Origin of the sequence: Burkholderia sp. Bp8998 (genome assembly GCF_003854235.1) — a bacterium.
Lineage (GTDB): Bacteria > Pseudomonadota > Gammaproteobacteria > Burkholderiales > Burkholderiaceae > Burkholderia.
This window is the reverse complement of sequence record NZ_QTQF01000008.1, coordinates 1-13,983: the sequence shown is the minus strand read 5'-3', so window position 1 is coordinate 13,983 and position 13,983 is coordinate 1. Positions and strand designations below refer to the sequence as shown.

Annotated in this window: 12 protein-coding genes; 7 read left to right on the top strand and 5 right to left on the bottom strand. The window is 61.5% G+C overall.

Features of this window, described 5'->3' with window-relative positions; genetic code table 11:
• Positions 1-108: 108 nt before the first annotated feature.
• Both DIE06_RS38965 and DIE06_RS10910 read left to right on the top strand, forming a co-directional pair.
• Positions 109-237: a hypothetical protein gene (locus DIE06_RS38965; RefSeq protein WP_256941070.1), complete on the top strand. Its 129-nt coding sequence runs from the start codon at positions 109-111 to the stop codon at positions 235-237.
• A gap of 592 nt (positions 238-829) precedes the next feature.
• Complete coding sequence (locus DIE06_RS10910) at positions 830-2,047, top strand: DUF6402 family protein (RefSeq protein WP_124661434.1); 1,218 nt, start codon at positions 830-832, stop codon at positions 2,045-2,047.
• Positions 2,048-2,565: 518 nt separating this feature from the next.
• Here DIE06_RS10910 and mnmE read toward each other — a convergent pair.
• Positions 2,566-3,960 (bottom strand): tRNA uridine-5-carboxymethylaminomethyl(34) synthesis GTPase MnmE, encoded by a 1,395-nt coding sequence (gene mnmE, locus DIE06_RS10905; RefSeq protein ID WP_124661433.1) that lies wholly within the window; start codon positions 3,958-3,960, stop codon positions 2,566-2,568.
• Positions 3,961-4,296: 336 nt separating this feature from the next.
• On the opposite strand from mnmE, the gene DIE06_RS10900 reads away from it, so the two are divergent.
• The gene (locus tag DIE06_RS10900; protein ID WP_124661432.1) at positions 4,297-4,734 is read left to right on the top strand and encodes a helix-turn-helix domain-containing protein; all 438 of its coding nucleotides are present in this window, start codon (positions 4,297-4,299) and stop codon (positions 4,732-4,734) included.
• Between the two features lie 122 nt (positions 4,735-4,856).
• On the opposite strand, the gene yidC is transcribed toward DIE06_RS10900, so the two are convergent.
• From yidC to rpmH, 4 genes are all read right to left on the bottom strand, one after another.
• A complete protein-coding gene (gene yidC, locus DIE06_RS10895) occupies positions 4,857-6,512 on the bottom strand; it encodes a membrane protein insertase YidC (RefSeq protein ID WP_124661431.1) in 1,656 nt (551 codons plus the stop codon).
• Between the two features lie 8 nt (positions 6,513-6,520).
• The gene (gene yidD / locus DIE06_RS10890; protein ID WP_006750110.1) at positions 6,521-6,787 is read right to left on the bottom strand and encodes a membrane protein insertion efficiency factor YidD; all 267 of its coding nucleotides are present in this window, start codon (positions 6,785-6,787) and stop codon (positions 6,521-6,523) included.
• 75 nt (positions 6,788-6,862) lie between these two features.
• Entirely contained in the window at positions 6,863-7,324 is a 462-nt protein-coding gene (rnpA, locus tag DIE06_RS10885) for a ribonuclease P protein component (protein WP_006756936.1), read from the bottom strand.
• 15 nt (positions 7,325-7,339) lie between these two features.
• Positions 7,340-7,474, bottom strand: coding sequence for a 50S ribosomal protein L34 (rpmH, locus tag DIE06_RS10880; RefSeq protein WP_004198824.1), 135 nt, complete (start codon positions 7,472-7,474; stop codon positions 7,340-7,342).
• Between the two features lie 421 nt (positions 7,475-7,895).
• On the opposite strand from rpmH, the gene dnaA reads away from it, so the two are divergent.
• From dnaA to DIE06_RS10860, 4 genes are all read left to right on the top strand, one after another.
• Positions 7,896-9,470: a chromosomal replication initiator protein DnaA gene (gene dnaA / locus DIE06_RS10875; RefSeq protein WP_221624048.1), complete on the top strand. Its 1,575-nt coding sequence runs from the start codon at positions 7,896-7,898 to the stop codon at positions 9,468-9,470.
• 170 nt (positions 9,471-9,640) lie between these two features.
• A complete protein-coding gene (dnaN, locus tag DIE06_RS10870) occupies positions 9,641-10,747 on the top strand; it encodes a DNA polymerase III subunit beta (RefSeq protein ID WP_006756934.1) in 1,107 nt (368 codons plus the stop codon).
• A 193-nt stretch (positions 10,748-10,940) separates the two neighbouring features.
• Positions 10,941-13,415, top strand: a complete 2,475-nt coding sequence (gene gyrB / locus DIE06_RS10865) for a DNA topoisomerase (ATP-hydrolyzing) subunit B (protein WP_124631119.1) — start codon at positions 10,941-10,943, stop codon at positions 13,413-13,415.
• A 330-nt stretch (positions 13,416-13,745) separates the two neighbouring features.
• Positions 13,746-13,983, top strand: a 238-nt coding sequence (locus tag DIE06_RS10860; protein ID WP_148094364.1) for a hypothetical protein, incomplete at its 3' end; no start/stop codon positions are given.

Sequence of the window (13,983 nt, the reverse complement as noted above, 5' to 3'; positions counted from 1 at the left end):
GGAATAATCCGCCGTTACGGATTGCGGCGCCGGGATACGATCGCTTACAGCCGGTGTTGACCGCGCTCGCTATGCTGGGTTCATGTCGAATCCGAGCAGGTGAGCGTGATGAAGAAGACCCTTTTGCTGATTGCCGGTGTGGCGGTGCTGTTGAGCGGCTGCATCGTGGTGCCGGATGGTGGCGGGTATTACGGTGGTGGCGGGTATTACCACCATCATCATCGGGATTGGGATTGATGGCGGCAAGTATGCTGGACGAGCCGACCCGAGCGGACCAGCTTGGTCAGATCAGCATGCATCCGCAGCCCTCGTAGCGTGGCAAGCGTTTTGGAGTGGAGCTTCACAAAACGCACATTCTTTTCCCATCTTCCACCAAGGCCGTTGCTACCACACAGGAGCGGCTCGTCAGGCATGTCGGCCAATCTGGCTCGTGCAGGTTGGCCGCCCTCTATAGTCACGTGCCGTCGATTCGGCAATAAGCCAACGGCCACCTCAACATCATTGCCCCTATCTGCATCACCCTGTTGGTGTCCGTCGGCTGGATGGGCCCATTTCGAATAACAAACCGGGCAACGCGTCGGCGTATCTCCGTGGCACCGACGCTATGAGAAGACGTCAATGCTCGTTCCAAAATGGCGCGCCGACGACGCACATTGCTCCGTGCATTTACGTTGCCCCGGAAGGGGCCTACGCGTTCAATTCAATTTCATTCTAAATTTCATTGTTTTCGACGAAATTTCAGACTGGTCCGATTGATTACATCAAGATGACCGCGCTAGCGTGATAGACGCCGCGGACACCACTCAATATCAACGGATACCAAATTGAAATGCCATTAAACAACGAAAGAATTCCCTATTTCACAATCAATAAATTCCTCTGGCGATGGAAACTTCATGATGGCGCGGACGGATGCAAGATCGTTCCCAACATTGCGCTGTCCACGGCTAAGCCCGCGCCTCCGCTTCCAGCACCTCCGAAAAAATCAGCAGCCGAGCCCAAACACGCACCTGCAACCCCGAAGCGCGACTCGCTCGATAAGATGGTTGATGATTTAGAAAAGGCTGGCAGGGCACTGGCTCGCTTCCAAACGTGGCTCAACGCCCCGAGTCCGCCAAAGGTGACTGCGGTAAAACTGGAAAAAGACGCCTCCATACCTGCGTTCGATATCCAAGAAATCCCCGGAGCAATGCGCAAGCTATACCTCCCAGTATCCGCCGCGCTTATGGAACGATGGTTTTCCGGAAAACTAAACTATTCGCCCACCTCCCAGGACGAACTATCCGAAATCAATCAGGATAGGCAACCTTACCCGGATGACATGTACGATACATCCACCGTTAAGCTGGATTGGGTACTTCGCTTTCCACGAGCAAAAAAGCAGTTCGATTTTCTCATCAACGAAGCCATTCGATCTCAGAAATCTCGAGACGAGCTCCACAAAAAGCTACTCCAATACAAAAATGGCGCAACAAGATTTTATAGTGAAGACATTTGCGGAGAAAATCTTCGCGACCTGCATCATCACTTTCAATTTCAATACTCGAAAGTTGACGGTACGTTTGGGCAAAAACTAGAAACCCAACTGGACGCGCGATTTCGCAATAATGGTGCCCCCGACGATCTATCTGGAGCGCTCGGCTCATTTAATATATATGCGGCACTCGGAAGCGCCCGCTTCTCGTGGGACGCGGAGTCACGCAGGACGACGGCAGAAGTGACAGGTGTGTGGGTATATGTAAAAGACAACTATACCTTCACAGACAAACTGGGCGATCGATCGCAATACCTGGGGCATTGGAGCAACGATGGCGTAATCGTCGTTCCATACAGTGTAGCATCCTCGCTTTTAAATTCAGAGTATGTTCCGTATGTCAAATACGCTGTAGCGAGAGGCAACCCGTTTGCCAAAGGAAATGTCTATTATCCTGTTGAGAATCGTGATTTCCGGAGATGGTCCGAAATACACAACAGAGGAGGAGATTTTATTATCTATTCCGACAAACGATACGTTCCACTCTCCCCTTTTATAAAAATCCATCTATGATCAAAAACCACGACAAAGCCAATAGCGCGCCATCCAAATACATGAAAACACTCTTTAAATCGATTCTCGTGTTATCCATCACAGGACTAATTGGCCTCACCCTCTTTGATCGAACCCCACGCGGCGACGAGTGCAGGGAATCGACATCTCCTGATGGTACATACATTGCCGATCTATGCCTTCTAGCTTGGGTACCGGGTGGCAATTCTCGATATGTCGGCCGCGTATACCGCGCGAAAACCGGGAAGCTACTCGCACAGCACGCATTTAGCACACCCGTTCCTGAAATATCCTGGCATAGCTATAGCGACGTATACGTATCCTTTTCAAAGGGCGATGGTGGTGATAACTCGGTGTATATATCATTGCCTCCTACGCTCCTCGATAGACTGCTCGCAGAACGTCCACATCTGTGAAACGGCACAGTAGTAGTCCGCTCGACGACCACCACGCGGATACCGATATGCCCGGTTTCCGGGAAGGTAGCAACGTTCCCGGTCTGCAATCCCGTTTGCCGCTCACTTCCCGATACAAAACCTGCTGAAAATCACCCCCAGCAGATCATCCGACGTAAACTCCCCGGTAATCGCATTGAGTTGTTCTTGAGCGAGCCGCAACTCCTCCGCAAACAGATCGAGCGATTGCGCGCGCTGCTCCGCATGATCGACCGCCTGCGCCAGGTGTTCCTGCGCAGCCCGCAGCGCGATCAGATGCCGCTCGCGCGCCAGATAGACGCCTTCGGCGCCCGCCTGCCACCCCGCGATCCGCAGCAGTTCCGCGCGCAGCATGTCGATCCCGTCGCCGCGCTTCGCCGACAGATGCACCTCGGTCAGGTCGCCTTCGGCCGCCGGATGCTCGACGCACGCCGGCACGCCGGTGAGGTCCGTCTTGTTCAGCACGCGCACCACCGGCACGCCAGCCGGGAACCGCGCCGCGATCGTCCCGTCGTCCGCCGTCATCCCCGTGCGCGAATCGAGCAGGTGCAGCACGACGTCCGCGCGCTCGATCTCGCTCCACGTGCGCGCAATCCCGATCCGCTCGACTTCGTCCTCCGTCTCGCGCAGCCCGGCCGTATCGATGATGTGCAGCGGAATCCCTTCGACCTGGATCGTCTGCGCGACCTTGTCGCGCGTCGTGCCCGCGATCGGCGTGACGATCGCCAACTCCGCGCCGGCGAGCGCATTCAGCAGCGACGACTTGCCGACGTTCGGCTGCCCCGCCAGCACGACTGACAGCCCCTCGCGCAGCAGCGCGCCCTGCCGCGCGTCGCCGAGCACGTGCGCCAGTTGCTCGCGAATCTTCGCGAGCTTGCCGCGCGCATCCGCCGCTTCCAGGAAGTCGATTTCCTCTTCCGGGAAATCGAGCGTCGCCTCGACCAGCATCCGCAGCGTGATCACGTCCTCGACGAGCGCGTGGATCTGCCGCGAGAACGCGCCGTCGAGCGAACGCCCGGCCGAGCGCGCCGCCGCCTCGGTGCTCGCCTCGATCAGGTCGGCGACGGCCTCGGCCTGCGCGAGGTCGAGCTTGTCGTTCAGGAACGCGCGCCGCGTGAACTCGCCCGGCTCCGCGAGCCGCAGCCCGAAGCCGCGCCCTGCATCCAGGCAGCGCTGCAGCAGCAGCTGCATCACGATCGGCCCGCCGTGCCCCTGCAGTTCCAGCACATGCTCGCCGGTGTACGAATGCGGCGCGGGGAAATACAGCGCGATCCCGCGGTCGAGCGGCGCGCCGTGCTCGTCCAGGAACGGCACGTAGCTCGCGTGGCGCGGCGCGAGCCGCTGCCCGCACAACGCATCGATCAGCGGCAGCGCGGCCGCCTCGCCGCCGCGTCCGAACGACACGCGGACGACGCCGATCCCTCCCCGGCCGGCAGCAGTGGCAATGGCGACGATCGGATCGGAATCGGTAGCGAGCATGGGAATCGGATGAATCAGGTCAACAGAGAGTCAATGGTGCGCCCGCGCAACAGTCCGCGCACGGGACGCCGGCATTGTAGCGTGCCGGCCCGCACGCCACCGGACGCCCGATAGCTTCGAACTCGCCCGAATTTATCCCGACGGAGCTAAGTCGAGTACAAATCTCGGGCAACCGCATACTGTCCGTATCGGACGAGTATGCCTGTCGGAGTAGTCCGACGCCGAGGCCCCCCATTCCGCCGCACGATCCGCGGCAGGTTGGGATTCATCCGAATAAGCTATGTTTAGCTTATATGGTTGTCTGAGATGCGTCGGTCGAATTGCACAATCACCTCCATGCCGACACCCGAAGAAAAAGCAGCGTTCTCGGAACGCCTGAAATTCGCCTTGCGGCGCAGCCCGGACAAGGTCGCCGGCGCGACCGAGCTCGCGAACCGGTTCAACCTGCGTCACCACGGTGCGCAGCCGGTTTCGCCGCAAACCGCGCACAAATGGCTGACGGGCCGCACGATTCCGACGCCGGACAAACTCGAAACGCTCGCCGACTGGTTGCGCGTCGAACTGCATTGGCTGCATTACGGCCCGTCGCCAAGCGTGACCGAACATCCGACGCCGCAACCGCTGCCGCGCGACGAACGCTATCCGCCGACACCCGAGACGATCGAACTCGCGTCGAAGATCGAGGCGTTGGCGCCGCATCAGCGTTACCTCGTTCAGGAACTGATCGAGCAGTTCTACGGCAGCGACGCGAAAATCGAAGCGAAGAAGGCCTGATCGGCAGCGGTCAAGCGCCGCACGCCACCCACCCGCCGGAAACAAAAAAGCCGCATGGTTCGCACCATGCGGCTTTTTCACGTGTATCGCGGGCGGCTGGCCGCCCGCGTGTGCCACTGACGTCAGGCCTTCTTGCCGCCGCCGAGCTTGCGCGTGATGTAGTACTGCTGCGCGATCGACAGCACGTTGTTCACGACGTAGTACAGCACCAGGCCAGCCGGGAAGAAGAAGAACATCACCGAGAACGCGATCGGCATGAACTTCATCATCTTCGCCTGGACCGGGTCCGGCGGCGTCGGGTTCAGGCTCGTCTGCACGAACATCGACACGGCCATCAGCACCGGCAGGATGAAGAACGGATCGCGCTGCGACAGGTCGTGAATCCACAGAATCCACGGCGCGCCGCGCATTTCGACCGATGCAAGCAGCACCCAGTACAGCGAGATGAACACCGGGATCTGGATCACGACCGGCAGGCAGCCGCCGAACGGATTGACCTTCTCGGTCTTGTACAGCTCCATCAGCGCGGCGTTCATCTTCTGCGGATCGCTCTTGAAGCGTTCGCGCAGCGCCTGCATGCGCGGCGTGATTTCCTTCATGCGCGCCATCGACTTGTAGCTCGCGGCCGACAGCGGGAAGAACACGGCCTTGATCAGGACCGTCAGCAGCACGATCGCCCAGCCCCAGTTGCCGACGAAGCCGTGGATCTTCTCGAGCAGCCAGAACAGCGGCTTCGCGATGATCGTCACCCAGCCGTAGTCCTTCACGAGTTCCAGGCCCGGCGCGATGCCTTCGAGCATGCGCTCTTCTTCCGGACCGGCGAACAGGCGTGCCTGCACGTCGGCCGACTGGCCCGGGGCGATCGCGGCGACCGGCTGCTTCACACCGACGCGGTACAGCGTCGGATCGATCTTTTCAGCGTAGATGTCGCGCTTCACGCCCTGCTGCGGAATCCATGCCGACGCGAAATAGTGCTGCACCATCGCGACCCAGCCGTTGTCGGCGGAGTTCACGTAGTCGGCCTTGTTCTTGTCGAGGTCGCTGAAGTTGATCTTCTGGAAGTGCTTCGCGTCCGTGTAGACCGCGGGCCCGAGGAACGTATGCGAGAACATCGGCGTTTCGACGGCCGTGTTGTCGCGCACCAGTTCCATGTAGGCCGTCGGCGTGACCGGGGCCGTGCCGACGTTGTCGATCTTGGTGTCGACGCCGATCACGTAGCTGCCGCGCGTGAACGTGTAGGTCTTCACGACCTTCACGCCGCCCTTCACCGGCGATTCGAACGACAGCTTCAGCGCGTTCTGGTCGCCCGTCAGCGACGTCGAGCCGGGGTTCAGCTGCGTGTAGACGTCGTTGTGGTTCGGGAAGTCGCCGCCGAGCAGGCCCGAGCGCGCGAGATACGTGTGGCCGGCCGTGTGGTCGAACAGCGTGATGTACAGGTCGGGCTGCTTGCCGTCGCCCTGCTTCTTCAGCGTCAGCTTCGCGAGCGTGCCGCCGCGCGTGTCGATTTCGCCGTCATACACGTCGGTCGAGAATTTCACGAGCTGCGCCTGCGCGGCCGGTGCCGTCGTCGACGGAGCGGTGCCTGCCGCGGCGGCAGGCACTTCACCTGCGGTCGTCGTCGCGCCCGTGCCCGATGCGCCGCCGGCAGCCGCGGGGGCCGTCTGCGTGGCGCCGGGGAAGAACATCGACGGGCGTCCATGGGAGCGCTGCCAGTTGTCGTACAGCATGACAGCTGACATGAAGAAGATCACCCATAGGACGGTGCGTTTGATATCCATGCGTTGTCTCAGAGTCGATGGGACCGCGCGTCGGCTTCGCCGCGAGCGCGAGTGTCGGAGTTGGGCGGCGGGACGAGGTCGATGCCGCCCGCGGAAAACGGATGGCATCGGCACACGCGCCTGACGGCGAGATACGTGCCGCGCGCGGCGCCATGATACTGGATTGCCTCGCGCGCGTAATCCGAACAGGAAGGATAAAAACGGCAACGGTTGCCGAGCATCGGGCTCACGGCAACCTTGTAGAAGCGCAGCAAGGCGATCAATACCGTTTCCATACCTTGGGCGGCGCCGTTCGACGCCGCGTCAAAACCGGCCGGGCAGGCGCGAACGCCGCCCCGGACACGGATGCGTCACTCGGACGCGGGCTTCGACGCCCGGCGGGCGATCTCCCGGACTGCCCTGTCGAGCAGTTCGCGGATTTCGGCCGCGCACATCGCCGCGAGCGGGGCGGAAGCCGCGCTCGGCAGCGCTTTCTTGTCGAAGCGCGTGTGCTGCCGCAGCAGCAGGTCGTAACCGGCGAATTCGGCCCGGCGCAGGCGAAACGCGTCGCGCGCCAGCCGCTTCACGAGGTTACGTGTGACTGCCCGCGGCGCATACTTCTTGCCGACGACGAGCCCCAGACGGGCAGGCTGGCCGGTCGGCTTGCCGTAGATCACGAAGTGCGCGGAGCGCCGCCAGGGGCGCAAACGAAAAACGGATGAAAATTCATCCGTTTTCAGAAGCCGCGCAGCTTTCGGGAAGGCGGCTTTCGTCTGCGACGGATTCGCACCCGGCTCGACGGTACCTTCCGCAGGACTGCGGACGGCGGACACAGCGCGCAACCTGCCTTAGATGGCGAGGCGCTTGCGGCCCTTCGCGCGGCGAGCGTTGATGACCTTGCGGCCACCTGCCGTCTTCATGCGGACACGGAAGCCATGGGTGCGCTTGCGGCGCGTCACGGACGGTTGGTAAGTACGTTTCATGATGTTCTCACTTGTTCGAGAATGTCGAAATTCAGGGGACCGCGTGCCCTTAACCGGAGGCATTCGGGCGAACGCAATCGCCGGGAATACAGGATTGGTTTTCGCGGAACCCGCTATTTAAACCGTTTTTCTCTTGACGGTCAATACTTTAGGAGTCGTCCGCCTGTGCCAGCCTCAGCCGATCCGGCCCCGCGACCCACAATCACAGCCTGTGGATAAGTCCCGCTGTGGCCGCGTTTGGCGTTAGAATCTCGCCTTATCTCCAAGAATCCCGCACGCCGCTTCGGTGCCCGCCTGCCCCTCCGACACTGTGACGCAGGCGTCCGACGCACGCTCGCACGACCGCTTCGGGCCTTGTTGCGCAACCGCGACAAGGGCGCCGGCGAGCCGCACTGTGCACGCAAAAAACGACAGTTACTTGATGAACGATTTCTGGCAACACTGTTCCGCACTGCTGGAGCGCGAGCTGACGCCCCAGCAGTACGTGACGTGGATCAAACCCTTGGCCCCGGTGGCCTTCGATGCGTCGGCGAACACGCTGTCCATCGCCGCGCCGAACCGCTTCAAGCTGGACTGGGTCAAGAGCCAGTTTTCGGGCCGCATCTCCGATCTGGCCCGAGATTTCTGGAATGCGCCGATCGAAGTCCAGTTCGTCCTCGATCCGAAGGCCGGCATGCGCAGCGCAACTGCCGCCGCGCCGGCCGCCCCGCGCGCGCCGCTGGCACCGACCGGCCCCGCCGCGACGGTCGCCGCGATCGCCGCCAACCTGGCCGCGAATGCCGCCGCTGCGCCCAGCGCGCCGGCCAACGTGCCGATGACGCCGTCGGCGGCCGCCGCGCATCACCTGAACGCCGACGACGCCGACATCGACCTGCCGAGCCTGCCCGCGCACGAAGCGGCGGCCGGCCGCCGCACGTGGCGTCCCGGCCCCGGTGCGGCACCCGCGAACGGCGGCGAAGCCGATTCGATGTACGAACGCTCGAAGCTGAACCCGGTGCTCACCTTCGACAACTTCGTGACCGGTAAGGCCAACCAGCTCGCGCGCGCCGCCGCGATCCAGGTCGCGGACAACCCCGGCATCTCGTACAACCCGCTGTTCCTGTACGGCGGCGTCGGCCTCGGCAAGACCCACCTGATCCACGCGATCGGCAACCAGCTGCTGCTCGACAAGGCCGGCGCGCGCATCCGCTACATCCACGCCGAGCAATACGTGTCCGACGTGGTGAAGGCGTACCAGCGCAAGGCGTTCGACGACTTCAAGCGCTACTACCATTCGCTCGACCTGCTGCTGATCGACGATATTCAGTTCTTCTCCGGCAAGTCGCGCACGCAAGAGGAATTCTTCTACGCGTTCGAGGCGCTGGTCGCGAACAAGGCGCAGGTGATCATCACCAGCGATACGTATCCGAAGGAGATCTCGGGTATCGACGATCGCCTGATCTCGCGCTTCGACTCCGGCCTCACCGTCGCGATCGAGCCGCCCGAGCTCGAGATGCGCGTTGCGATCCTGATGCGCAAGGCGCAGTCGGAAGGCGTGAACCTGTCGGAAGACGTCGCGTTCTTCGTCGCGAAGCACCTGCGCTCGAACGTGCGCGAACTCGAAGGCGCGCTGCGCAAGATCCTCGCGTATTCGAAGTTCCACGGCCGCGAGATCTCGATCGAGCTGACCAAAGAAGCGCTGAAGGACCTGCTGACCGTGCAGAACCGGCAGATTTCGGTCGAGAACATCCAGAAGACCGTCGCCGACTTCTACAACATCAAGGTCGCCGACATGTATTCGAAGAAGCGTCCCGCGAACATCGCGCGGCCGCGGCAGATTGCGATGTACCTGGCGAAGGAACTCACGCAGAAGAGCCTGCCCGAGATCGGCGAGCTGTTCGGCGGTCGCGATCACACCACCGTGCTGCACGCCGTGCGCAAGATCGCCGACGAGCGCAGCAAGGACGCGCAGCTCAACCACGAGCTGCACGTGCTGGAACAGACGCTGAAGGGCTGAGCGCGCGCACCGCGCTTGATAATTCGGCCTCCGCCCCAATTTAAGGGGGGCGGTTCGGTTTTGAGGCACAATACTGGTTTGACCGCCCCGGTGGTGGCGGGCCAAGAGCCCGGCCGGCGGGGCGCTGCGAGGCTGCTGCGCTGCAGGCCGTTACTCAACGAAGGAACTCTATGCAACTGGTCAAGACCGAACGAGACACCCTCCTCAGGCCGCTGCAAACGGTCAGCGGCATCGTCGAACGCCGCCATACGTTGCCGATCCTCGCCAACCTGCTGATCACCAAGAACGGCCCGGACGTTTCGTTCCTGTCGACCGACCTGGAGCTGCAGATCACCACGCGCGCCGATTTCGGCGTCGGCGGCGACCAGGTCGCGACCACCGTCGCGGCGCGCAAGCTGCTCGACATCCTGCGCGCGATGCCTGACGGCCAGGTCACGCTGTCGCTCGCCGACAAGCGCCTCACCGTTCAATCGGGCAAGAGCCGTTTCGCACTGCAGACGCTCGCGGCCGACGAGTTCCCGACCGTCGCGCAGGCGAAGGATTTCGGCGCCACGCTGACCGTCCCGCAGAAGTCGTTCCGCCAGTTGCTCGGCATGGTGCACTTCGCGATGGCGCAGCAGGACATCCGCTACTACCTGAACGGCATGCTGCTCGTCGTCGACGGCGACCAGCTGATGGCCGTGGCCACCGACGGCCACCGCCTCGCGTTCTCGTCGATGAAGCTCGAAGGCGGCACGTTCGGCCGCCAGGAAGTCATCGTGCCGCGCAAGACGATTCTCGAGCTGCAGCGCCTGCTCGAAGACATCGACGACACCGTCACCATCGACATCGCGCAAACCCAGGCCAAGTTCACGTTCGGCCAGGTCGAGCTCGTGTCGAAACTCGTCGAGGGCAAGTTCCCCGACTTCCAGCGCGTGATCCCGAAGGCGCACAAGAACACGTTCGAGATCGGCCGTGAAGAACTGCAGCGTTCGCTGCAGCGCGCGGCGATCCTGACGTCGGACAAGTTCAAGGGCGTGCGCTGCATCATCGCGCCGGGCCAGCTGAAAATCATGTCGACCAACGCCGATCAGGAAGAGGCGCAGGAAGAACTCGAAATCGCCTACCAGGGCGATACCGTCGACATCGGCTTCAACGTCACGTATCTGCTCGACGTGCTCGCGAACCTGAAGGTCGACACCGTGCAGGTGAGCCTCGGCGACGCCAGCTCGAGCGCGCTGATCACCGTGCCCGAGAACGACGAGTTCAAGTATGTCGTGATGCCGATGCGCATCTGACGCGCTCGACATCGCGACACACACCAGGGGGCGGCAAGCCCCTTTGGCGTTTTTATGGCGAACTGACAACCCGCCCTTTTGGTGCCTTTTCGGCGCTTGGGGCGGGCCAGGAAACTCGAGCGGCCCGGCGATTTCTCTCGCTGAAACGCACCGCGCCGCCACGAGAGTGGCCCCGCAGAACCGGAAGATATCCATGAGTGAACAGCACAATTCGCAACCCGATAACAGCAGCTACGGCGCCTCGTCGATCCAGATCCTCGAAGGTCTGGAAGCGGTGCGCAAGCGCCCCGGGATGTACATCGGCGACACGTCGGACGGCACCGGTCTGCACCACCTCGTGTTCGAGGTGCTCGACAACTCGATCGACGAAGCGTTGGCCGGGTACTGCAACGACATCCACGTGACGATTCACGCCGACAACTCGATTTCCGTGACCGACAACGGCCGCGGGATTCCGACCGACGTGAAGATGAACGACAAGCACGAGCCGAAGCGCAGTGCCGCCGAGATCGTGATGACCGAGCTGCATGCCGGCGGCAAGTTCGACCAGAACAGCTACAAGGTGTCCGGCGGCCTGCACGGTGTGGGCGTGTCGTGCGTGAACGCGCTGTCGAGCTGGCTGCGCCTCACGGTGCGCCGCGACGGCAAGAAGCGGTTCATGGAGTTCCATCGCGGTGTTGCGCAGGATCGCGTGCTCGAGACGGTGGACGGCGTGGAAGTGTCGCCGATGCTCGTGACGGGCGACACCGAGAACCGCGGCACCGAAGTGCATTTCATGGCCGATCCGACGATTTTCGGCACGGTCGAGTATCACTACGACATCCTCGCGAAGCGGATGCGCGAGCTTTCGTTCCTGAACAACGGCGTGCGGATTCGCCTCACCGATCTGCGTTCGGGCAAGGAAGACGATTTCGCGTTCGCCGGCGGTGTGAAGGGCTTCGTCGAGTACATCAACAAGACGAAGACCAACCTACACCCGACCGTGTTCTTCGCCAACGGCGAGAAGGATGGCGTGGGCGTCGAAGTCGCGATGCAGTGGAACGACAGCTACAACGAAAACGTGCTGTGCTTCACGAACAACATTCCGCAACGCGACGGTGGCACGCACTTGACTGGCCTGCGCGCCGCGATGACGCGCGTCATCAACAAGTACATCACCGACAACGAAATCGCGAAGAAGGCGAAGGTCGAGACGACCGGCGACGACATGCGTGAAGGGCTGTCGTGCGTTCTGTCCGTGAAGGTGCCGGAGCCGAAGTTCAGCTCGCAGACGAAGGACAAGCTGGTTTCTTCCGAGGTTCGTGCGCCGGTGGAAGAAGTCGTCGCGAAGGCGCTGGAAGAGTTCCTTCTGGAAACGCCGATCGACGCGAAGATCATCTGCGGGAAGATCGTTGAAGCCGCGCGTGCGCGTGATGCTGCGCGGAAGGCTCGCGAGATGACACGACGCAAGGGCGTGCTCGACGGCGTCGGCCTGCCCGGCAAGCTCGCGGACTGCCAGGAGAAAGACCCGGCGAAGTGCGAAATCTACATCGTCGAGGGTGACTCGGCAGGTGGGTCGGCGAAGCAAGGGCGTGATCGGAAATTTCAGGCGATCCTGCCGCTGCGCGGCAAGGTGCTGAACGTCGAGAAGGCGCGCTACGACAAGCTGCTGTCGTCGGAGCAAATCGTCACGCTCGTGACCGCGCTTGGGTGCGGGATCGGCAAGGAAGACTACAACCTCGAGAAGCTCCGCTATCACCGCATCATCATCATGACCGACGCGGACGTCGACGGTGCGCACATCCGGACGCTGCTGCTCACGTTCCTGTATCGCCAGATGCCGGACATGATCGAGCGCGGGTACGTGTATATCGCGCAGCCGCCGCTTTACAAGATCAAGGCGGGCAAGGACGAACGGTATCTGAAGGATGACGTGGAGCTCAACGCGCACATGCTGCGGTTGGCGCTGCAAGGGTCGGAGTTGGTGCCGGGTGAGAATGCGGCGGCGATTTCGGGTGATGCGCTTGGGGAGCTGGCAAGGTCGTATTTGCTGTCGCAGAGCGTGATCGATCGGTTGAGCCGGTTGTATGACCCGGCCGCGCTGGAAGCGGTTATGGACGGCGTGGTGATCGATCTTTCCAACGAAGAGTCGACCGAGGCTTCGGCTAAGGCTCTGCACGCGGCGTTGCATGATGAGGCGCTGAAGAACGAAGTCCGGGTTGTGCCTTCGTATGACGCGGTTCGCGAACAGCGGGCGCTGCATGTCGAGCGGACGCATCACGGCAACGTGCGGGTCTCGGTCATCGACCAGGAATTCCAGCACACGGCGGATTATCAGCAGCTCGTGACCACCGCGAATACGTTCAAGGGGCTGATTGGGGAAGGGGCGGTCATCAAGCGCGGTGAGCGCAGCATGGCCGTGGCGGACTTCAAGAGCGCGATGAAGTGGCTGCTGGCGGATGCGGAGCGGAACGTCTCCAAACAACGCTATAAGGGGCTCGGCGAGATGAACCCCGAGCAGCTGTGGGAAACGACGATGGATCCGGCAGTGCGGCGTCTGCTGCGCGTGCAGATCGAAGACGCGATTGCTGCGGATGGGATCTTTACTACCCTCATGGGGGATGACGTCGAGCCGCGGCGGGCGTTTATTGAGTCGAACGCGTTGCGGGCGGGGAATATTGATGTCTAACTCTGTAGGTTGTCAGAGATCGTGAAAAACGTATCACTGAGATGAAAAAAATTCCTCAGTGTTCGTGAAAATTTGGTCACTGCTGTAGCCCGGTCGACTCCCTGTGTCCTCCGGGCTTTTTAATTTCTTGGCACCACAAACGAGCCGCCTCGTCGGGCATATCGAAACGGTCAATGACCTGTTACATCACTACGAGCTGACCTGCCGCACCGAACGGCTGCTGGAGGGTAGTTCCCGATGGTTAAGCGATCGACATCGCTAGGCATCGATGTAGACTTACGACGTCCTGTCAACGAAGTACTTACGTCGTGAAAACTGGAGCAGCGACCAATGACCGCAATCGTAAAACAAGGCATCACTGAAGAGTACTGGGGCCTCATGAGCGAGGATCGAAAGCTTGGCTGGGAGCTGTTCACGAGGATGTTGGCCATCGTTCTTGCCTTGTTCGTTACGAAGACAGGCGTAACCGCCATCGATTGGGCGATCGGAGCGGACCTATCCGTGATTTCGTGGGCGAGGCATATCATGAGGTGTAAAAGTCATGGATATGCCGATGAAGAAGAAAAGA

Bases quoted from the DNA above. Each gene is read 5' to 3' on its own strand.
- DIE06_RS38965 (WP_256941070.1), top strand. From the start codon at position 109: ATGAAGAAGACCCTTTTGCTGATTGCCGGTGTGGCGGTGCTGTTGAGC.
- DIE06_RS10910 (WP_124661434.1), top strand. From the start codon at position 830: ATGCCATTAAACAACGAAAGAATTCCCTATTTCACAATCAATAAATTC.
- mnmE (WP_124661433.1), bottom strand. From the start codon at position 3,960: ATGCTCGCTACCGATTCCGATCCGATCGTCGCCATTGCCACTGCTGCC.
- DIE06_RS10900 (WP_124661432.1), top strand. From the start codon at position 4,297: ATGCCGACACCCGAAGAAAAAGCAGCGTTCTCGGAACGCCTGAAATTC.
- yidC (WP_124661431.1), bottom strand. From the start codon at position 6,512: ATGGATATCAAACGCACCGTCCTATGGGTGATCTTCTTCATGTCAGCT.
- yidD (WP_006750110.1), bottom strand. From the start codon at position 6,787: ATGGAAACGGTATTGATCGCCTTGCTGCGCTTCTACAAGGTTGCCGTG.
- rpmH (WP_004198824.1), bottom strand. From the start codon at position 7,474: ATGAAACGTACTTACCAACCGTCCGTGACGCGCCGCAAGCGCACCCAT.
- dnaA (WP_221624048.1), top strand. From the start codon at position 7,896: ATGAACGATTTCTGGCAACACTGTTCCGCACTGCTGGAGCGCGAGCTG.
- dnaN (WP_006756934.1), top strand. From the start codon at position 9,641: ATGCAACTGGTCAAGACCGAACGAGACACCCTCCTCAGGCCGCTGCAA.
- gyrB (WP_124631119.1), top strand. From the start codon at position 10,941: ATGAGTGAACAGCACAATTCGCAACCCGATAACAGCAGCTACGGCGCC.